This is a genomic window from Stenotrophomonas sp. GW821-FHT02D01 (genome assembly GCF_059421765.1).
The window spans coordinates 146,545-166,094 of sequence record NZ_JBWKVP010000002.1; the positions used below are offsets into that span (position 1 = coordinate 146,545).

The window sequence follows — 19,550 nt, forward strand, 5'->3', positions numbered from 1 at the left end:
ATGGCCGCAAGCGCTGCCACCCCGTGGATGCCGGAACTGTGCCGCTTGCCGCGGTTGGCAGCGATGCTCGGCCTGGCCGAACTGGTGGTGGTGGTGCTGGCATTGGCGCCCGATGGCAGCCGCCATTGGACGATGGGTGAACTGGCCTCGGCCAGTGGTTTCGCGCTGTGGCTGGCGCTGGCGGTCACCGCCAGCCTGTGCCTGCTGCGGCAGGCGCTGTCGAAGCTGCCGGAAACGCTGGGCGCCGTCGCCGCCGTTGGCCTCGCCGCGCTGATCGCCATCCTGTGCGCGGGCATCATCCACGCCCTGTATGCCGTGCTGGGCGACAACTTCGCGCGCGGCATCGGCTTCTGGCGCTTCACCCTGGGCAGCGCGGCTACCACGGCGCTGATCACCGCGTTGGCGCTGCGCTACTTCTATGTCAGCGACCGCTGGGCGGCGCAGGTGCAGGCCAATGCCCGTGCGCAGGCTGACGCTCTGCAGGCGCGCATCCGCCCGCACTTCCTGTTCAACAGCATGAACCTGATCGCCAGCCTGCTGCATCGCGACCCGGCGGTGGCCGAGCGTGCCGTGCTCGACCTGTCCGATCTGTTCCGCGCCGCACTGGGTGCAGGCGAGGGCGATTCGACCCTGCGCGATGAGTGCGAACTGGCCGAGCGCTATCTGTCGATTGAATCGCTGCGTCTGGGCGACCGCCTGCGGGTGAACTGGCAGCGCGATGAACCACTGCCCTGGCATCTGCCGATGCCGCGGCTGGTGCTGCAGCCCCTGGTGGAAAACGCGGTGCTGCACGGCATCTCGCGCCTGCCCGAAGGTGGCACCATCGAACTGCATCTGGCCTGTGTGGGCAGCGAGCTGCAGATCCGCGTACGCAATCCCGCACCGGATCCGCAGGTGCCCGGGCTGGCCCTGGCGCAGGGAGCAGGCCACGCCCAGCACAGCATCGGCCATCGCCTGACCTGGCGCTTTGGCCGCGCCGCGCGGATGACGGCTGGCTGGAGCGAGGGCTACTATGCCTGTCAGGTGACGGTGCCGATCCAGTGAGGGGACGATCGTGAGGGTAGTCATCGCCGATGACGAACCGCTGGCGCGCGAGCGCCTGCGCAGCCTGTTGGCCGCGCAGGAAGGGGTGGACGTAGTGGCCGAGGCCGGCAACGGCGAGCAGGCCCTGCACGCGTGCGCCGAACTGCAGCCGGACCTGGTGCTGCTGGATATCGCCATGCCCGGCCTGGACGGGCTGGAAGCGGCCCGCCATCTGGCCAGTTTTGAGCCGAGGCCGGCCGTGGTGTTCTGCACCGCCTACGATGCGCATGCACTGTCGGCGTTCGAGGCAGCGGCCATCGATTACCTGATGAAGCCGGTGCGCGCCGAGCGGCTGGCGGCGGCGATCGCGCGTGCCCGCACCTTCCTGGCCGGCCGTGATGGGCAACCCCAGCACACCGGCGGCCAGGCCCGCAGCATGCTGTGTGCCCGCCTGCGGGGCAGCCTGCGATTGATTCCGCTGGACGATATCCACTATCTGCAGGCCGAAGAAAAGTACGTGGTGGTGCATCACGCGCGTGGCGAGGACCTGATCGAGGAATCGTTGAAGTCGCTGGAGGAAGAGTTCGCCAGCCGCTTCGTGCGCATCCATCGCAACTGCCTGGTGGCGCGCCACGAACTGGTGGAACTGCGTCGTGGCAGTGGTGGCCAGGTGCAGGCGGTGCTGCGGCATGGCAAGCAGCCGCTGGAAGTGAGCCGGCGCTGCGTGGCGACGCTGAAGCAGGAATTGCGGCATTTGTAGGTTTTCCGCGCGGCCTGCGGCCGCGACTGCTTCGAAATCAACAGCAACAGCAACAGCAACAGCGGGTCATGGCTCGGTGTTGCTACGTGCTGGGTCGGGCCGGGGTGGGGTGGCGGGACACGCCGTAAACCCATCCCTGGGGGCTCGATGGCGCCATCCTTGGCGCCAACGGTCCCGTCACCCCACCCCGGCCCAACCCTCTCGTTGTCCACTGCGTCGGACGGCAAGAGCATTGTTGTTATCGGGCGGGAAAGAGGGGTCAGATCCCTTTTCCTGCGGAAAAGGGATCTGACCCCGGAAGCCGTCGGCTGTTGCTTCTGCTTCTGCTCTTTCTTTTTTCTTTTGATCTTCCGTGGCTGGCGCGCACGGAAACTGTCAGAGGCCGGGCGGGGTGGGCTGCGTGGGGGTGTCCGCGGCATGGATGCCGCGGCCAAGCCCCCAGGGATGGGTTTACGGCGTCCCCCGCGCAGCCCACCCCGCCCGGCCAAGCACAGCTGTTGCTTGCACGACCACACCAGCCACGAGGGGCTCCGCCGTTGGCCGTATCCCGCCGATAGGCGCGATAATGAAGGGATGGAAACCGTCCGCATCGCTACCCGCAAGAGCCCGCTCGCCCTCTGGCAGAGCGAACACGTCGCCGACCGCCTGCGCCAGGCACATCCCGATCTGCACGTGGAACTGGTGCCGATGAGCACCCGCGGCGATGAAGTGCTTGACCGCTCGCTGGCGGCCATCGGTGGCAAGGGCCTGTTCCTCAAGGAACTGGAGCTGGCCATGCTGCGTGGCGAGGCCGACTGCGCGGTGCACTCGTTGAAGGATGTGCCGATGGAACTGGATGCGCCGTTCGCGCTGCCGGCAATGCTGACCCGCCACGATCCGGCCGATGGTTTCGTCTCCAACCTGTATGCCTCGCTGGATGCACTGCCGATCGGTGCGCGCGTCGGTACCTCGTCACTGCGCCGCCAGGCCCAGCTGCGTGCGCTGCGCCCGGACCTGGAGCTGCTGGACCTGCGCGGCAACGTCAACACCCGTCTGGCCAAGCTCGACAACGGCGGCTACGACGCCATCGTGCTGGCCGTGGCCGGGCTGGAACGGCTGGGCCTGGGCAATCGCATCGTCGCCCGCCTGCAGCCGCCGCAGTGGCTGCCGGCGCCGGCGCAGGGCGCGGTGGCGGTGGAGTGCGATGGCGGCAACGCCGCGCTGATGGCCCTGTTCGCAGGCCTGGATGACGCCGCCACGCGCGCCTGTGTGGAAGCGGAGCGGGCGATGAACCGCGCGCTGCATGGCAGCTGCCATGTGCCGGTGGCGGCGATCGCGCAGTGGCAGGGCCAGGACCTGCACCTGCAGGGGCTGGTCGGCAGCGCCAGTGACGGCCGCGCGGTGCGTGCCGACGCCGCGGGCCCGGCCAGCGACCCGGAAGCGCTGGGCCAGCGCGTGGCGAAGATGCTGCTGGATGCGGGTGCTGGCGAGCTGTTGAACGTCTGAGCCACCGCAGGTACTGCCGGCCGCTGGCCGGCAACCTCATGATCCCGATTGAATGCAGTTGCCGGCCAGCGGCCGGCACTACCAAAAGCAGAACGGGCGCCAGGCGCCCGTTTCGCTTATTTGAACTTGTAGACCACGTTCATCGTGGTCAGCGTATCGGTCTTGCGCTTGTCCTCGGCGACGTCGCTGTTGTAACGCGCCTGCCAGCCGGCCTTCAGCGCCAGGTGCTCGTTCATGCTCACCGATACGCCGAAATCGTTCTGGCCGAAGGTGTTGTACGAACCCGATTCGACCAGCAGCGTGTTGATCAGGTCGGTGTTGTCGGTCAGCGAGTACTTCAGGTCGAACAGGCCGCGACCGATCAGGCCGGTGCGGGTGCGGTCGTCCTCGGTGCTGTGGGTGCGGCGCACACCCGGGCCGATCTGCGCGTCGAACGAGAAACGCTCGGTGTTCCACAGCCGGGTGCCGTAACCCAGACCGAACGAGCTCTGCCGGTCGTAGGTGGCAAAGTCATCACGCTCGGTACGTACCGTGGCCGTCAGCTGGCGATGTTCGCCCAGCTGCAGCGCGCTGCCTGCACTGCCGGTGTAGCGGTTGGCGGTGGTGTTGTTGCGGCGCGTGGTGGTGCCGTCGTCGCTGGTTTCGGTCACCTTGGAGCTGGAGCGCAGGCCGAACAGGTCCATGCTGTGCACCCAGTCGCCATCGGTGTAGCGCAGGCGCAGTCGGCCGTTGAAGCTCTCGGTGCTGCTGTTGCCACGTGCCGACGCGAAGCCGAGTTCGCCACCACTGCCGCTCCACGGCGAGGACATCGCCGCCAGTTCGGAGGCATCCTGCGCATACGCCAGCGGGGCGCAGAGCAGCAAGGGGACCAGCAGGGACACGCGCAGGGACATCGAGGCTTCTCCGAAGCGGTTGGCAGCCGGTGATGATACTGGAAGCGTGATGACCGTCCGAATCGCCCGTCCCGACTGCTTCAGCAGGCGTTGTCGGGCCAAGCCCATTCAGGGCAGGTCGACCTGCAGGGCAGGATCGTTGAAGCGCGAGTACCGCAGCCGCAGCTGGAAGGGCTTGCCGTTGTTGTGGCCGCTGCGCACGATCTGCCGCGGCAGGCCCTGCGGATCCACCCAGTACTCCAGCCGCTCACCGGCCGTGGCGCCACGCAGGCGGTAGTGGCGGGTGCTGACGCCATCCAGCGTCTGCTCGCCCAAGTCTTCGGCCTGCAGGGCCTGTGCGGGGATATCGGCGGGCAGCGGGCTGCGCCATTGCTCCAGCAGCCCCGGCGGGGTCGGCACCTGGCGGATCGCATCGTCGGCCTGCAGGAACATGGTGTCGCCGATGATCACCTGCGGCCCGGCAGGGGTCTGCACCCGGAAGCGGTCCGGGGCGACGAAGTCCATCGCGGTACGCACCGGTTGCTGCGCGCCCAGCACCTCCAGCTCGGCATGGAAGCTGCGCAGGGCGGCAAATCGCTGGCTGGCAGACAGCACCGCCTGCGCCGGATCGGCAGCGGGGACGGGCGTCGCAGCGTCGGTGGGCGCCGGTGCGCGGTCGCAGGCGGCCAGCAGCAGGCAGGCCAGCAGGGGCAGGACAGACAACCGGCGCATCGGGCGCTCCACGGGGCAGGGGGCGCCCACGATAGCCCAATCGTCCGCCACAACGCCCGAGACTCGGACATAATCGGGGGCATGGACCGATACGAACGCATCACCGCCCTGCATCGTCTGCTCAAGTCCGCACGCTATCCGGTGACGGTGGCGACCCTGCAGGACAAGCTCGGTTGCTCCCGGGCCACCGTCTACCGCGACCTGGCGTTCCTGCGCGATGCGCTGATGGCGCCGATCGAGGGCGATGGCGAGGCCGGCTTCCGCTACCTGGCCGACGAGAGCGACCGCTTCGAGCTGCCCGGCCTGTGGCTGAGCTCGGAGGAGCTGCACGCCCTGCTGGCCTCGCAGCACCTGCTGGCCCGTACCGGCGGCGGGGTGCTGTCTTCGGTGCTGGCGCCGCTGCAGCAGCGCATCGAGAGCCTGCTGGCCGCGCAGGCCGGTGTTTCCAGCTGGCCGGTGGATCGGGTGCGGGTGATTCCGCACCGTGGCCGCAAGTTCGACGAAGCCAGCTTCCGTTCGGTGGCCTCGGCGGTGCTGGAGCGCAAGCAGCTGGGCTTTGAGTACCGCGCCCGCTCGACCGACGAAGCGACCAAGCGCACCGTATCGCCGCAGCGGCTGACCCATTACCGCGACAACTGGTACCTGGACGGCTGGGACCATGATCGCGAGGCCCTGCGCAGCTTTGCGGTGGACCGCATCTACAAGGCACGGGTGATCGACAGCACCGCCCGCGATGTCGCCGACAGCGAACTGGACGAGCAGCTCGGCGCCAGCTACGGCATCTTCTCCGGTGCGCCCAAGGGCTGGGCAACCATCCTGTTCAGTGCCAAGGCCGCGCGCTGGGTGGCCGACGAGCACTGGCACTCCAAGCAGCAGGGACGCTTCCTCGCCGATGGCCGCTACGAACTGAAGGTGCCCTACAGCGTGTCGCGCGAACTGTTGATGGACGTGTTGCATTACGGGTCCGATGCCGAGATCGTCGAGCCGATGATGCTGCGCGAGCAGGCCAAGGCACTGCTGGAACTGGCCCTGACCAACTACGAAAAATCCTGACACCTCCCCCGAGATCGATTGCGCCCATGAAGAAGACCCTGTTGCTGCCCCTGTTCGCCGCTGTGCTGGCCCTGACCGCCTGCGGCAAGTCCGGTGAGCCTTCGCAGAAGCTGGTGGTGGCCGCCACCGCCGTGCCGCACGCCGAGATCCTGGAAGTGGTCAAGCCGATCCTCAAGCAGGAAGGCGTGGAGCTGGACGTGCGCGTGTTCAACGACTACGTGCAGCCCAACGACCAGCTGGTGCAGAAGCAGGTGGATGCCAACTACTTCCAGACCGAACCGTACCTGGACGCCTACAACCGTGATCGCAAGACCGACCTGACCAAGGTGGTGGGCGTGCACATCGAGCCGTTCGGTGCCTACTCGCGCAAGATCAAGTCGCTGGCCGAACTGCGTGAAGGGGCCGATGTGGTGATCCCCAACGACCCCAGCAACAACAGCCGCGCGCTGATCCTGCTGCACAAGGCCGGCGTGATCGAGCTGAAGGATCCGACCAACGCACTGGCCACCCAGCGCGACATCGTGTCCAACCCGAAGAGCCTGAAGTTCCGCGAGCTGGATTCGGCCATGCTGCCGCGCGTGCTCGACCAGGTCGATCTGGCCCTGATCAACACCAACTATGCGCTGGATGCCGGCCTCAACCCGACCAAGGACGCGCTGGCGATCGAGAGCAAGGACTCGCCGTACGTGAACTTCCTGGTCGCCCGCCCGGACAACAAGGACGACGCCCGCGTGCAGAAGCTGGCCAAGGCGCTGACCGGCCCGCAGGTGAAGGCCTTCATCGAGACCAAGTACAAGGGCGCGGTGCTGCCGGCGTTCTGACTCTGGGGTAGTGCCGGCCGCTGGCCGGCAACCCAGCAGGTGTACCCGAAGATCACGGTGTTGCCGGCCAGCGGCCGGCACTACCGTCAGTCGACGTGGAAGGCGAGGGTGGCGGCCACGGCCTGCTGCCACCCTGCGTAGAGTTTCTCGCGCCGGGCCACCGCCATCTGCGGTTCGAAGCGGCGATCCAGCCCCCACTGTGCCGCGATCTGTTCGCGGCTCTCCCAGAAGCCGACCGCCAGCCCGGCCAGGTAGGCCGCACCCAGCGCGGTGGTCTCGGTCACCCGCGGTCGCAGCAGGGGGACGCCGAGGATGTCGGCCTGGAAGCTGGCAAGGAAGTCGTTGCCGATCGCGCCGCCATCGGCGCGCAGTTCACTGAGCGAGATGCCCGCATCGGACTGCATCGCATCCAGAACGTCGCGGGTCTGGTAGGCCATCGCCTCCAGCGCTGCGCGCACGAAGTGGGCCTTGCCGGTGCCACGGGTCAGGCCGAACATCGCGCCGCGCACGTCGCTGCGCCAGTAGGGTGCACCCAGGCCGACGAAGGCCGGCACCAGGTACACCCCCGCGCTGTCCGGCACCTGTGCGGCCAAGGCCTGGCTGTCAGCAGCGCGATCGATCATGCGCAGCCCATCGCGCAGCCACTGCACCACCGAGCCGGCGATGAAGATCGACCCCTCCAGCGCGTACTCCACCTTTCCCTCCAGGCCCCAGGCAATGGTGGTCAGCAGGCCATTGCGCGAGCGTACGGCCTGCGTGCCGGTGTGCATCAGCATGAAGCAGCCGGTGCCATAGGTGTTCTTGACCATGCCTGGCTGGAAGCAGGCCTGGCCGAACAGCGCGGCCTGCTGGTCACCGGCGATGCCGGCAATCGGGATCGGATGGTCGAAGAAGAACTGCGGGCGCGTGTGCGCGTACACCGAACTGGAATCGCGCACCTGCGGCAGCATCGCACGCGGAATGTCCAGCAGGGCCAGCAGGTCCTCGTCCCATTCCAGGGTGTGGATGTTGAACAGCAGCGTACGTGCGGCGTTGCTGTAGTCGGTCACGTGCGCCTGGCCGCCGCTGAGATTCCACACCAGCCAGCTGTCGATGGTGCCGAACAGCAGCTCGCCGCGCTCGGCCCGTTGCTGCGCGCCGTCGACGTGGTCGAGGATCCAGCGGATCTTGGTGGCCGAGAAATAGGCATCGATCAGCAGGCCGGTACGCTCGCGGATCAGCGCTTCGTGGCCGTCGGACTTCAGCCGCTCGCAGATCGCCTGGCTCTGCCGCGACTGCCAGACGATGGCGTTGTGGATCGGCTGGCCGCTGGCACGGTCCCAGACCACGGTGGTTTCGCGCTGGTTGGTGATGCCCAGTGCGGCGATGTGGCGGGGATCGATCTGTTCGCGGCTGAGCAGTTCGGTGATCGTGGCATAGACGCTTGTCAGGATCTCGCGCGGGTCATGCTCGACCCAGCCCGGCTGTGGAAACAACTGGGCAAACTCGCGCTGCGCGCTGCCGACGATGTCGCCGGCGCGATCGAACAGGATCGCGCGCGAACTGGTGGTTCCCTGGTCGATGGCCAGCACGTAGCGGGGCGTCATGCAGCGTCTCCAGTGGCGATGTTGGGATCGTAGTTCATCGGCGGCGCCGGGCCGCGCGCGGCATTACCGGCGATGTGAATCCATCCAGGCCTGCAGCCGTGCCGCCTGTGCCGCGTCCATCTTCAGCCCCAGCTTGCTCCGCCGCCACAGTACATCCTCGGCGCTGCGGGCCCACTCGTGGTCGCACAGGAACGCCACCTCGCGTGCGTGCAGGCCCGCGCCAAAGTCTTCGCCCAGATCGAACAGGCTGCGTGCGCCGTGCAGCAGATCGATGCTGCGACTGCCATAGGCGCTGGCCCAGCGCCGCAGCGTGGCCTCCGGCAGCCAGGGGGCCTGGTGCCGAAGCTGTTCACGTGCCTGCCCGGCATCGCCCCAGTCGCTGCCGGGCAGTGGCTCGCCTGCCGCCGTCCAGGCGGGGCCGGCGTGCGGCAGATAGGGGCGCAGCAGGTCCACTGCCTCCTCGGCCAGTACCCGGTACGTGGTCAGCTTGCCGCCCAGCACGTGCAGCGCAGGCGCACCTTCGGCGTCCAGTTGCAGGCGATAGTCACGGCTCAGTTTGGCCGCGCGCGGGTCCGGGTCGGCCAGCAGCGGGCGCACGCCGGCGAACTGCCAGACCACCTCGGCAGGTGCGACCGGATCGCGCAGGTAGCCGTTGGCAGCGCTGCACAGGTAGTCCACTTCCGCGGGCAGCACGCTGCAGCGTGCGGGGTCGCCGCGATAGTCGGTGTCGGTGGTGCCGATGAGCAGATGGTCGTGGAAGGGCAGCAGGAACACCACGCGGCCGTCGGGCTGCTGCAGCAGGCAGGCGCGGTCGTTCGGCCAGGCGCGGCGCAGCACGATGTGGCTGCCCTGGACCAGGCGCAGCGCAGGTCCGCCGCTGCGGGCGTGCATGCGCTCCAGCAGACCGCCGGCCCAGGGGCCTGCGGCGTTGACCACCGCCTGTGCCTGCACGGTCTGCTGATGGCCTGCGGCGTTTTCCAGTATGGCGTGCCAGCGTCCGTGCCCGCGTTGCAGGTCCACGCAGCGCGTGCCGATCAGGATGCATGCACCCCGCTGCGCAGCATCGAGCGCGTTGAGGAGGACCAGCCGCGCGTCATCCACCTGTGCGTCGGCGTAGCTGAAGGCGTGCTGCAGCTGTGGCGACAGCAGCACGCCGAGTGGATCGGCGTGCAGGTCCACGGCGCGCGACGCAGGGAAGGCGGGACTGCGCCGGCCCAGATGGTCATACAGCCAGAGCCCGAGCCGCAGCATCCAACGAGGACGCAGGTGCGGCTGCCACGGAAGCACGAAGCACAGTGGCCGCACCAGGAACGGCGCCTGCCGACGCACCACCTCTCGTTCGCCCAGTGCCTTGCGCACCAGACCGAACTCGCCCTGTTCCAGGTAGCGCAGGCCGCCATGGATCAGCTTGCTGCTGGCGCTGGAGGTGTGTGCTGCCAGGTCGTGCTGTTCGCACAGCAGCACCTTCAGGCCGCGGCCGCTGGCATCACGGGCGATACCGGCGCCGTTGATGCCACCGCCGATCACCAGCAGGTCGACCTCGTGCATCGCGCCTCCGCATCCCGTCTGTGTAGATCCGACTGGCAGTCGACTCTACAGAACCCGGGTGACGGAAACGACGACGGGCCCCGAAGGGCCCGTCGCGGTACAACAATGACGCAGAAGCGCTTAGAAGCGGGCGCCGATGCCGAAGCCGACGGTCCACGGATCCATCTTCGCTTCGCCGATCTTCTCGCCGCCGACCTTCACGTCCGGACGCGAGCGCATGTAGCGGGCGTCGGCACGGGCGAACCAGGTCGAGTTGATGTTCATGTCCACACCGACGGTGCCGATCACGCCCTTGGCGTCCTTCAGGCGGATGTCGGAGTCGCTGCCGTCGGCCAGGGTTTCATTGCTGAAGGCCGACTGGAAGTAGCCCACGCCCACGAACGGACGGAACACGTTGTCAGCCTGGCCGAAGTGGTACTGGCCGCTCAGCGCGACCGGCTGCTGCTCGACGCTGCCGAGGCGGGCATTGCCCGGGCCCTTCACCTTGTGGTCGAACTTGTCTGCAGCGCCCCACAGCTCAACGGCCCAGTTGTCGTTGATGTAGTAGCTGAAGCTGACGGTCGGTGCCGGACCGCCATCGACCTTCTTGATGCCGTCGATCGGGTCATTCTTCGGCTGCAGCAGCGAGACGCCGCCAACCACGGCAAAATGCTTGCCCGAGGCGGTATCGGTGGTGCTGCTGTCCTGCGCGAAGGCAGCCGGTGCAAACGCGGCGGAGGTCAGCAGGGCGAGGCTCAGGATACGGATGGAGCGCATGGGGGAATCTCCTAATGTTTCTTGTTTTGGGCCCCCGGTTGCGGGGCGAGCACACCGTAGTCGCCCCAACATGAATCGAATCCGACGCGCGTTAAAAATTAGTTCGCACTGTTCAGCGAACAGCGCGAAATCCTTGTTTTCCTGTGGTTTCTGCCCTTCCGGAATATTCATGCAGTTGGAGAAGATGTGAGCGCCGCAACGTTGTGCATCGGCCTGCCTGCGCAGGTGAACACGGATTGCCGGGTGTTGCTGCTGGGTTCAATGCCCGGTATCGCTTCGTTGCAGGCACAGCATTACTACGCGCACCCGCGCAATCGCTTCTGGCCCTTGCTCGGCGATCTGTGCGGCTTCGACCCGGCAATGGCGTACGCGCAGCGACTGCAGGCGCTTGCAGCCAATGGTGTCGGCCTCTGGGATGTGATCGGCCGCTGCGAACGACGCGGAAGCCTGGATGCGGACATCGTGCGTGGCACGGAAGTGGCCAATGCGCTTCCCGCACTGATCTCCGCATTGCCTGACCTGCAGCTGATCGGCTGCAACGGTGGCGCGGCGATGCAGGCCTTCCAGCGCTGGGTGCAGCCGCAGCTGGCCACGTCGGCCAAGGTGCTGGCGCTGCCATCCACCAGTCCGGCCAACGCAGCGTGGTCCTTGCCGCGCCTGCGCCAGGCCTGGCAGCCGGTGGCCGTCGCACTGGCGACATCAAGCGGACATCGGCAGGACAATACGCTACCGACTGGAAGCGCCGGCGGGCCATGAGCAACAGCGTGTCCCGGCTGCGTGCGTACTGAAAACACCTGTAACGGTTGGCGCTGGCTCCCGCTGGCCGCACAATAGACGTTTCCCTACACCAGATTGCCGGAGTTCTCCCCATGGCCGAAATCAAGGAAGCACGTGTCCCCGATATCGGTGACTACAGCGATATCCCGGTAATCGAGGTGCTTGTTGCCGTCGGCGATACGGTGAAGAAGGACCAGGGCCTGGTCACGCTGGAAAGCGATAAAGCGACCATGGAGGTGCCGTCCTCGGTGGCCGGCGTGGTCAAGGAAATCAAGGTCAAGCTGGGCGACAGCCTGTCCGAAGGCAAGGTCGTGGCACTGATCGAAGTGGCCGACGGCGAGGCTGCCCAGCCGGCCGCTGCTGCTGCACCCGCACCCGCACCGGCCAAGGCCGCTGCTCCGGCGGCTGCCACCCAGGCCGCTCCCGCTCCGGCCGCTGTTGCCGCCCCCGCTGCCAGCGGCGGCGCGGTGGAAGCCCTGGTGCCGGATATCGGCGATTACAGCGGCATTCCGGTCATCGAAGTGCTGGTCGCCGTGGGCGATACGGTGAAGAAGGACCAGGGCCTGGTCACGCTGGAAAGCGACAAGGCCACCATGGAAGTGCCTTCGTCGGTCGCCGGCGTGGTCAAGGAGATCAAGGTCAAGGTCGGCGACAACCTGTCGCAGGGTAACGTGGTCGCCATCATCGAAGCCGAAGGCGCTGCGGCCCCGGCCCCGGGCAAGGCTGCCGCCGCTGCTGCCCCGGCCGCCGCCGAGACCGCCACCAAGGTCGAGCCGGTCGCCGTGCCGGCCCAGCCGGACAAGCTGGCCGCCCGCGAGATCGCCAGCGCCCCCTCGGCCGGCGCGCCGACCAGCCCGCCGGTACAGTTCAACGCCGATGGCGTGCTGCCGGCCAAGGTACCTTACGCATCGCCGGTGGTGCGCGTGTTCGCCCGTGAGCTCGGTGTCGACCTGCTGCAGGTCAGTGGCAGCGAGAAGGGCGGCCGCATCACTAAGTCCGATGTGCAGAAGTTCGTCAAGGCTGCGCTCAGCGGCGGCGCTCCGGCAGCTGCCGGTGGCACCGTGGCTGCCGGCGGTGGCCTCAACCTGCTGCCGTGGCCGAAGGTTGATTTCAGCAAGTTCGGCGACGTTGAAGTGCAGCCGCTGTCGCGCATCAAGAAGATCTCCGGCGCGAACCTGGCCCGCAACTGGGCGATGATCCCGCACGTCACCCAGTTCGAGCAGGCCGACATCACCGACCTGGAAGGCCTGCGCGTGGCGCTGAACAAGGAGAACGAGAAGGCCGGCATCAAGCTGACCATGCTCGCCTTCCTGATCAAGGCCAGCGCTGCGGCGCTTAAGAAGTTCCCGGAGTTCAACGCTTCGCTGGATGCCAGCGGCGAGAACCTGACCCTGAAGAAGTACTTCAACATCGGTTTCGCTGCCGATACCCCGAACGGCCTGGTCGTTCCGGTCATCCGCGATGTCGACAAGAAGGGCGTGGTGCAGATCGCGCAGGAAACCGGCGAGCTGGCCAAGAAGGCGCGTGACGGCAAGCTGGGCCCGGCCGACATGAGCGGCGGCTGCTTCTCGATCAGCTCGCTGGGCGGCATCGGCGGCACCGCGTTCACCCCGATCGTCAATGCCCCGGAAGTGGCCATCCTCGGCGTCTCCAAGTCGTCCATCCAGCCGGTCTGGAATGGCAAGGAGTTCGCACCGAAGCTGATGCTGCCGCTGTCGCTGAGCTACGACCACCGCGTCATCGATGGCGCCCTGGCCGCACGCTTCACCACGTACCTCTCGCAGGTGCTGGCCGACATGCGCCGCGTGCTGCTGTAAGGCACCGCTTCGCCCCCACCGTGCGGCCGCTGCCCCTGGCGCGGCCGCGTGTCGAAACGCAGTGACAGCCCGCCGGCCACGCCGGTCGGGCACGAGGAAAACCCACCATGGCCACGATTGAAATCAAGGTTCCCGACATCGGCGATTACAGCGATGTGCCGGTAATCGAAGTGCTGGTCGCCGTTGGCGATACGGTGAAGAAAGACCAGGGTCTGGTGACCCTGGAGTCGGACAAGGCGACCCTGGAAGTGCCGTCCTCGGCAGCCGGCGTGGTCAAGGAAATCAAGGTCAAGCTGGGCGACACCCTGTCCGAGGGTGCCGTTGTCGTGCTGCTGGAGTCCGAAGGCGCTGCTGAAGCGCCGGCCAAGGCCGCTGCGCCGGCCCCGGCGGCCGCCGCCCCGGCCAGCAAGCCGCCGGTGACGCCGTCGCACCGCGCCCCCGCCGAGCCTTCAGCACCGAAGCCGGCGCTGGCCAGTGGCAAGGCCGCCGACATCGAATGCGAAATGGTCGTGCTGGGCTCGGGCCCGGGCGGCTACACCGCCGCCTTCCGCGCCGCCGACGTCGGCCTGGATACGGTGCTGGTCGAGCGCTACGCCAGCCTCGGCGGCGTCTGCCTCAACGTGGGCTGCATTCCGTCCAAGGCCCTGCTGCACGCCGCAGCGGTGATCGACGAAGTGGCCCATGCCGGTGATTTCGGCGTTGAGTTCGGCAAGCCGACCATCACCCTGGACAAGCTGCGCCAGTACAAGGAAAAGGTCGTCAACCAGCTGACCAAGGGCCTGGCTGGCATGGCCAAGCAGCGCAAGGTCCGCAGCGTGCAGGGCGTTGGCAAGTTTGTCTCGGCCAACGAACTGGAAATCACCGCGGCTGACGGCAGCACCCAGCTGCTGCGCTTCCAGAAGTGCATCATCGCTGCCGGTTCGCAGGCGGTGAAGCTGCCGAACTTCCCATGGGACGACAAGCGGGTGATGGATTCCACCGACGCGCTGGAGCTGGCCGAAGTACCGGGCTCGCTGCTGGTCGTCGGCGGCGGCATCATCGGCCTGGAAATGGCCACCGTTTATGGTGCGCTGGGCAGCAAGGTCACCGTGGTCGAGTTCATGGACCAGCTGATGCCGGGCGCCGACAAGGACCTGGTCAAGCCGTTGGCCGACCGCCTGAAGAAGCAGGGCATCGAAGTGCACCTGAAGACCAAGGCCTCGGGCGTCACCGCCGATGCCAAGGGCATCACAGTGACCTTCGAAGCCGCCGAGGAAGGCCAGGCGCCTGCGCTGGCGCAGGGCACCTTCGACCGCGTGCTGGTGGCCGTGGGTCGCTCGCCGAACGGCAAGAAAATCGATGCCGAGAAGGCCGGCGTGCAGGTCACCGACCGTGGCTTCATTCCGGTCGACCGGCAGATGCGCACCAACGTGCCGCACATCTTTGCCATCGGCGACATCGTCGGCAACCCGATGCTGGCCCACAAGGCCACGCACGAGGGCAAGCTGGCGGCCGAAGTGGCTGCCGGGCACAAGAAGGAGTGGGTGGCACGGGTGATTCCGTCGGTGGCCTACACCAACCCGGAAATCGCCTGGGTTGGCGTCACCGAGACCGAAGCCAAGGCCAAGGGCCTGAAGGTTGGCGTGGCCAAGTTCCCGTGGGCCGCCAGCGGCCGCGCGATCGGCATCGGTCGCACCGAGGGCTTCACCAAGCTGATCTTCGACGAGGACAGCCACCGCATCATCGGTGGTGCCATCGTCGGCGTGCACGCCGGTGATCTGCTGGCCGAGATCGGCCTGGCGATCGAGATGGGTGCCGAGGCCGAGGACATCGGCCACACCATCCATGCGCACCCGACGCTGAGCGAATCGGTGGCGATGGCCTCGGAAATTTACGACGGCACGATCACCGATCTGTACATGCCGAAGAAGAAATAAGGCGCCCGCGCCCTTGCGAACGAAAAGCCCCGGCATTGCCGGGGTTTTTTTGTTGGGCCTCGATCATTCTCGCTGCAAGCGTTCGGGCCGCTGCGCGGGCGGCAGGCAATTCGACAAATGTCCCCCGTCGTCCGCCTTCGGCGGTCGCCTCCTCCTTTACTTTGTCGAAACGCCTGCCGCCCGCGCAGCGGCTCGGCTTGCGGACGCAGAGCAGCCACCGCAGCGGCTGCCTGGATGCCTGACGCGCGGAGGGAGAGGGGGCTGGGTGCGAAGTAAAGGAGGAGGTGGCGGCCGCAGGCTGGCGCCGGGGGACATTCGCGCACAGCCCCCTCTCCCTGCAGCGCTCGACCAACCCGCTTCTGCTCGACGACGCAAAGAAAAAACGCGGCCCCCGATGTTCCGGAGGCCGCGCCAGGAGAGAGAGTGCTGTGGAAGGGGAGCAGGGCTTAGAAGGTGACGCTGATACCCGCCACCGGGCCCTTGAATTCCTGCTTCAGGCCGATGGTGCCGTCGCTGCCCTTCTTGTCCGCATCCAGCTTGAACCAGTCGTAGCCGGCGAACACGCCGAAGTTCTGGGTGAAGCGGTAATCGACGATCGCGTTGGCGCGGCTGAGGTCACCCTTGTAGTCGTCGAAGCTGCCCCAGCGCGTGTTGAGGTACTGGCCCTGCAGGGTGATCATCCACTTTTCGGACGGGGTGAAGCTCAGGCGTGCACCGACCACCGGCGCCACACCGTCGGTCTTCTCGTCCAGGAACTGGCCTTCATACACCGTACCCAGGTCGGCGTAGCCCTTGGTGCTGACCTTGGCGTATTCGGCACCCAGCTGCAGGCCGAGGTCGAACTTCTCGGTGTCCACCACCGAGTAGTCATACACCAGGCTGGCCACCTGGTACTTCAGCTCAGCCTTGACGAAGCTGTCGGCCGGCACGTTGACGTTGCCGAAGGAAATGTCCTGTCCAAGCGTCTCGCGGCGGTCCTTGTCGTACTTGAAGTAGTTGAACAGCAGGCGCTGGCGGTTGCTGATGCGGAACATGCCGTCGATGCGCGGCTCCCATTCCTTGCCACCCAGCTTGAAGTCCTCGGAGAAGCCGATGTCCTGGCCGGCGACATTGGTGTTGCCGCGCAGGGTGTTGTCCGAGTCGATGTTCATCGCACCCAGACGCAGGGCGAAGCGGTCATCGCCTTCGGCGGCATGAGCGGCGGAGGCGAACGACGCGCCGGCGGCGAGAAGCGAGAGGGCGAGCAGGGTGGGGACGGAGCGCATCGAAAGAGTCCTTGCAGTGGTTCATCGGAATGAAGGCCACTTTGCCGGACGTCGCTGTCCACCATTCGTGAAGGTATGGTCCACGCGATGTGGACGGTTCAGCGCTGTCAGCGCCTTGCGAAAAGATGGCCCCGGAGCGGCGCTTCGGGGCCATCATGGGGACCTGCAGGCGAAGCGTCGACGAGGTAGCTGCAGGCAGGTCGGAAGATGGGACCACTGCCGTCGGCGGAAAGTTCCGCCGCCTGCGACCAAAGTTCAATGCGCTGCACCGCAACATCGCGCAGATGGCATTGTCCCCGTGGTGGGCTGCAAAACCGCAGCCCTTACCGCAACTTGCGCTGTTCCGATATGAACAGGCACCGGTTGTCTCGCAAATTGTCCCATTGCTATAATTTGGCGGCTCGATGAGGCCCCCCTGCTGTAGTCGCCTCAGCCATCCACTTGTAACCACGCGGGACGTCCTGTGCTGAACTCCGTAGAAACGGGTCGGCGACTGATGCTGCGCGCCGCGGTCTACCCGCTGGCCGCGGTGGCTGTCCTGGCTCTGGCCTTCCTGCTGGTGGGGCCGAAGTATGCCCTTGGTGCCCTGGCATCAGGTGTGGCGGTTTCGGCCGGTGGTTGGGTGGCGGCACGGATGGCGCTGGGTGGTGGTGCGCTGGGGGCCGGTTCGGCCATGGCACGCCTGATCGTTGCGATCGTGGCCAAGTGGGCGCTCGTTTTTGGTGTCCTGATGGTGGGGTTCCTGGTCTTCAAGCTGCCTGCACTGGCGCTGTTGGCCGGTATCGCCGTCGGGCTGATGTTCCAGGTCCTGGCCATGGCCAGGCGCTAATCGAATTCATTTAACTTAAGGTTCCGGACACATGGCAGGCGAGGCGCTTACACCCACCTCCTACATCCAGCATCACCTGCACAATCTGACGGCAGGTCATGGCACCCCGTGGGCGATCCACGTGGACACGCTGGTAACCTCGCTGCTGATGGGCCTGGTGATGGTCGTCGCCTTCTGGATGGCGACCCGCAAGGCCACCTCCGGCGTGCCGGGCAAGTGGCAGGCATTCGTCGAGATCTGCCTGGAGTTCGTTGACCGCCAGGCCAAGGACACCTATCACGGCACCAGCAAGCTGGTGACCCCGATCGCGATCACGATCTTCTTCTGGATCCTCCTGATGAACCTCATCAAGATGATCCCGGCCGACTTCATCGCCAAGCCGCTCGAACTGATGGGCGTGCCGTACTGGAAGCCGGTCCCCACCGCCGACGTCAATGCCACCCTGGGCATGTCGATCAGCGTGTTCTTCCTGATGCTGTTCTTCGCGTTGCGCGCCAAGGGTATTGGTGGTTTCACCAAGGAATTCCTGACCGCACCGTTCGGCAAGTGGATGATGCCGTTCAACCTGATCCTGAACATCGTCGAGTGGCTGAGCAAGCCGATTTCGCTGGCGATGCGACTGTTCGGCAACATGTTCGGCGGTGAAATCGTGTTCCTGCTGATCTGGGTGCTGGGCGGTGCAGGTATCGCCGGCATGTTTGCAGGCGCGTTCGCCGGCTTCGGCTGGATGCTGTTCCACCTTCTGGTGATTCCGCTGCAGGCCTTCATCTTCATGATGCTGTCCATCGTGTACCTGAGCCTGTCGGAAGACGCTCACTGAGTTTCGCTTCACCCTTCATCCGTTTGTTTCTAAACCCTTAGCAATCAAGTTCCTGGAGAAAACCATGTACTTCGCCGTCCTGACCAATCTCGCCCAAGTTCAGAGCTCCACCGTCCTCGCCGTCGGCATCATGATCGGCCTGGCCGCGCTGGGCGCCGGTCTGGGTCTGGCCATCATGGCCGGTAAGTTCCTGGAGTCGGCCGCGCGCCAGCCGGAACTGATCCCGGTCCTGCAGGTCCGCATGTTCATCACCGCCGGCCTGATCGACGCCGCCTTCATCATCTCGGTCGCCGTGGGCCTGCTGTTCGCCTTCGCCAACCCGCTGGTCGGCGAGTTCGTCTCGCGCCTGCCGGCAATCGCTGGCTGATCCAGCGAAAGTGAAACGACCGGGCGCCGCAGGCGCCTGGTCGCGGATGAAGGTTCGGAGGCGCCGCCCGTGTGGCGGCGCATCCATCCCGTCACAACCGACTGAGCGAACCCCATGGATATCGGTTTTACCCTCATCGCCCAGGCCCTGGCCTTTGCCGCCCTGATCTGGCTCATCGCGACCAAGATCTGGCCGCCGCTGATGAACGCGATCGAAGAGCGCCAGCAGAAGATCGCTGAAGGCCTCGCTGCTGCCGACCGCAGCCAGAAAGATCTGGCCCAGGCGCAGGACAAGGTCAATGAAGCGCTGAAGGAAGCCCGCACCAAGGCCAACGAGATCATCGACCAGGCCCACGCGCGTGCCAACCAGATCGTCGACGCGGCCCGCAACGAAGCTGTTGCCGAAGCCACCCGTCAGAAGGACCTGGCCCAGGCCGAAATCGACGCCGCCGCCAACCGTGCCCGTGAAGATCTGCGCAAGCAGGTGTCCGCGCTGGCCGTGACCGGTGCCGAAAAGCTGCTCAAGCGCGAAATCGACGCCAACGCCCACAAGGCGCTGCTCGACGAGCTGGCCTCGGAGATTTAAGGATGAGCCAGGCCCTCACGCTTGCCCGCCCGTACGCCCGCGCCGCCTTCGCGACCGCGCGTGACGAAGGCGCGTTCGCGCCGTGGTCGGACGCTTTGGCGTTCTCCGCCCACGTCGCCGCCGACCCGCGCGTGGCGGCCCTGCTCGCCAACCCGGAGCTGGGTCGCGATGACGCCATCGCCCTGCTGGCGCCGGAGTCCCGCGGCGAGACCTACTCGCGCTTCCTGGCTGTGCTTGCCGAGTCGCATCGTCTGCCGCTGCTGCCGGAGATCGCCGGCATGTTCGACGCCCTGCGCGCCGAGGCCGAGCACGTGGTCAAGGCCACGGTGACCTCCGCGGCCGAGCTGTCGGTTGCCGAGCTGGACGCGATCAAGGCCGCGCTGCGCAAGCGCTTCAACCGCGAGGTCGAAGTGGCCACCGCGGTCGACGCCTCGCTGATCGGCGGCGCTGTGATCGACGCCGGCGACGTGGTCATCGATGGTTCGCTGAAGGGCAAGCTGGCCCGTCTGCAGACCGCGCTCGCTAACTGAATTCATTT

At 66.6% G+C, this 19,550-nt stretch carries 19 protein-coding genes; 13 read left to right on the forward strand and 6 right to left on the reverse strand.

Annotation, left to right across the window (positions count from 1 at the left end; genetic code table 11):
- The 3 genes from AC07UW_RS05565 (at position 1) to hemC (ending at position 3,268) form a co-directional block, all read left to right on the forward strand.
- Complete coding sequence (locus tag AC07UW_RS05565; RefSeq protein WP_495211600.1) at positions 1-1,044, forward strand: sensor histidine kinase; 1,044 nt, start codon at positions 1-3, stop codon at positions 1,042-1,044.
- Between the two features lie 10 nt (positions 1,045-1,054).
- Complete coding sequence (locus AC07UW_RS05570) at positions 1,055-1,783, forward strand: LytR/AlgR family response regulator transcription factor (RefSeq protein WP_025879008.1); 729 nt, start codon at positions 1,055-1,057, stop codon at positions 1,781-1,783.
- Positions 1,784-2,356: 573 nt separating this feature from the next.
- The gene (gene hemC, locus AC07UW_RS05575; protein ID WP_495211601.1) at positions 2,357-3,268 is read left to right on the forward strand and encodes a hydroxymethylbilane synthase; all 912 of its coding nucleotides are present in this window, start codon (positions 2,357-2,359) and stop codon (positions 3,266-3,268) included.
- A 116-nt stretch (positions 3,269-3,384) separates the two neighbouring features.
- On the opposite strand, the gene AC07UW_RS05580 is transcribed toward hemC, so the two are convergent.
- Both AC07UW_RS05580 and AC07UW_RS05585 read right to left on the reverse strand, forming a co-directional pair.
- A complete protein-coding gene (locus AC07UW_RS05580) occupies positions 3,385-4,161 on the reverse strand; it encodes a DUF481 domain-containing protein (protein WP_025877391.1) in 777 nt (258 codons plus the stop codon).
- Between the two features lie 108 nt (positions 4,162-4,269).
- The gene (locus AC07UW_RS05585; RefSeq protein WP_336032378.1) at positions 4,270-4,872 is read right to left on the reverse strand and encodes a LolA family protein; all 603 of its coding nucleotides are present in this window, start codon (positions 4,870-4,872) and stop codon (positions 4,270-4,272) included.
- A gap of 81 nt (positions 4,873-4,953) precedes the next feature.
- Between AC07UW_RS05585 and AC07UW_RS05590 the strand changes: the two genes are divergently transcribed.
- Positions 4,954-5,925 carry a helix-turn-helix transcriptional regulator gene (locus tag AC07UW_RS05590; RefSeq protein WP_025877388.1) on the forward strand — a complete coding sequence of 324 codons (972 nt, stop codon included), beginning with the start codon at positions 4,954-4,956 and terminating at the stop codon, positions 5,923-5,925.
- 26 nt (positions 5,926-5,951) lie between these two features.
- Positions 5,952-6,746 carry a MetQ/NlpA family ABC transporter substrate-binding protein gene (locus AC07UW_RS05595; protein ID WP_223496679.1) on the forward strand — a complete coding sequence of 265 codons (795 nt, stop codon included), beginning with the start codon at positions 5,952-5,954 and terminating at the stop codon, positions 6,744-6,746.
- An 86-nt stretch (positions 6,747-6,832) separates the two neighbouring features.
- Here the strand turns inward: AC07UW_RS05595 and glpK are convergent, their stop codons facing one another.
- The 3 genes from glpK to AC07UW_RS05610 form a co-directional block, all read right to left on the reverse strand.
- Positions 6,833-8,332: a glycerol kinase GlpK gene (glpK, locus tag AC07UW_RS05600; RefSeq protein ID WP_495211602.1), complete on the reverse strand. Its 1,500-nt coding sequence runs from the start codon at positions 8,330-8,332 to the stop codon at positions 6,833-6,835.
- Positions 8,333-8,395: 63 nt separating this feature from the next.
- Positions 8,396-9,880: a glycerol-3-phosphate dehydrogenase gene (glpD, locus tag AC07UW_RS05605; protein WP_495211603.1), complete on the reverse strand. Its 1,485-nt coding sequence runs from the start codon at positions 9,878-9,880 to the stop codon at positions 8,396-8,398.
- Positions 9,881-10,000: 120 nt separating this feature from the next.
- Complete coding sequence (locus AC07UW_RS05610) at positions 10,001-10,636, reverse strand: OmpW/AlkL family protein (protein WP_049464294.1); 636 nt, start codon at positions 10,634-10,636, stop codon at positions 10,001-10,003.
- Between the two features lie 186 nt (positions 10,637-10,822).
- Here AC07UW_RS05610 and AC07UW_RS05615 point away from each other — a divergent pair, with 186 nt between their 5' ends.
- The 3 genes from AC07UW_RS05615 (at position 10,823) to lpdA (ending at position 15,146) form a co-directional block, all read left to right on the forward strand.
- A complete protein-coding gene (locus AC07UW_RS05615; protein WP_495211604.1) occupies positions 10,823-11,392 on the forward strand; it encodes a DNA-deoxyinosine glycosylase in 570 nt (189 codons plus the stop codon).
- Between the two features lie 113 nt (positions 11,393-11,505).
- Positions 11,506-13,230 (forward strand): dihydrolipoyllysine-residue acetyltransferase, encoded by a 1,725-nt coding sequence (aceF, locus tag AC07UW_RS05620; RefSeq protein WP_495211605.1) that lies wholly within the window; start codon positions 11,506-11,508, stop codon positions 13,228-13,230.
- A gap of 107 nt (positions 13,231-13,337) precedes the next feature.
- Positions 13,338-15,146, forward strand: a complete 1,809-nt coding sequence (gene lpdA, locus AC07UW_RS05625; protein ID WP_495211606.1) for a dihydrolipoyl dehydrogenase — start codon at positions 13,338-13,340, stop codon at positions 15,144-15,146.
- A gap of 446 nt (positions 15,147-15,592) precedes the next feature.
- Here lpdA and AC07UW_RS05630 read toward each other — a convergent pair whose 3' ends face one another.
- On the reverse strand, positions 15,593-16,411 hold the full coding sequence (locus AC07UW_RS05630) for a hypothetical protein (RefSeq protein ID WP_312787255.1): 819 nt from the start codon (positions 16,409-16,411) through the stop codon (positions 15,593-15,595).
- 496 nt (positions 16,412-16,907) lie between these two features.
- Between AC07UW_RS05630 and AC07UW_RS05635 the strand changes: the two genes are divergently transcribed.
- From AC07UW_RS05635 to AC07UW_RS05655, 5 genes are all read left to right on the forward strand, one after another.
- Complete coding sequence (locus AC07UW_RS05635; RefSeq protein ID WP_032952006.1) at positions 16,908-17,240, forward strand: hypothetical protein; 333 nt, start codon at positions 16,908-16,910, stop codon at positions 17,238-17,240.
- Between the two features lie 31 nt (positions 17,241-17,271).
- Positions 17,272-18,060 (forward strand): F0F1 ATP synthase subunit A, encoded by a 789-nt coding sequence (gene atpB / locus AC07UW_RS05640; protein WP_025877369.1) that lies wholly within the window; start codon positions 17,272-17,274, stop codon positions 18,058-18,060.
- A 64-nt stretch (positions 18,061-18,124) separates the two neighbouring features.
- Positions 18,125-18,427, forward strand: a complete 303-nt coding sequence (gene atpE, locus AC07UW_RS05645) for a F0F1 ATP synthase subunit C (RefSeq protein ID WP_025877367.1) — start codon at positions 18,125-18,127, stop codon at positions 18,425-18,427.
- Positions 18,428-18,541: 114 nt separating this feature from the next.
- Entirely contained in the window at positions 18,542-19,012 is a 471-nt protein-coding gene (locus AC07UW_RS05650; protein ID WP_025877365.1) for a F0F1 ATP synthase subunit B, read from the forward strand.
- 2 nt (positions 19,013-19,014) lie between these two features.
- Complete coding sequence (locus tag AC07UW_RS05655; RefSeq protein WP_025877363.1) at positions 19,015-19,542, forward strand: F0F1 ATP synthase subunit delta; 528 nt, start codon at positions 19,015-19,017, stop codon at positions 19,540-19,542.
- Positions 19,543-19,550 lie beyond the last annotated feature (8 nt).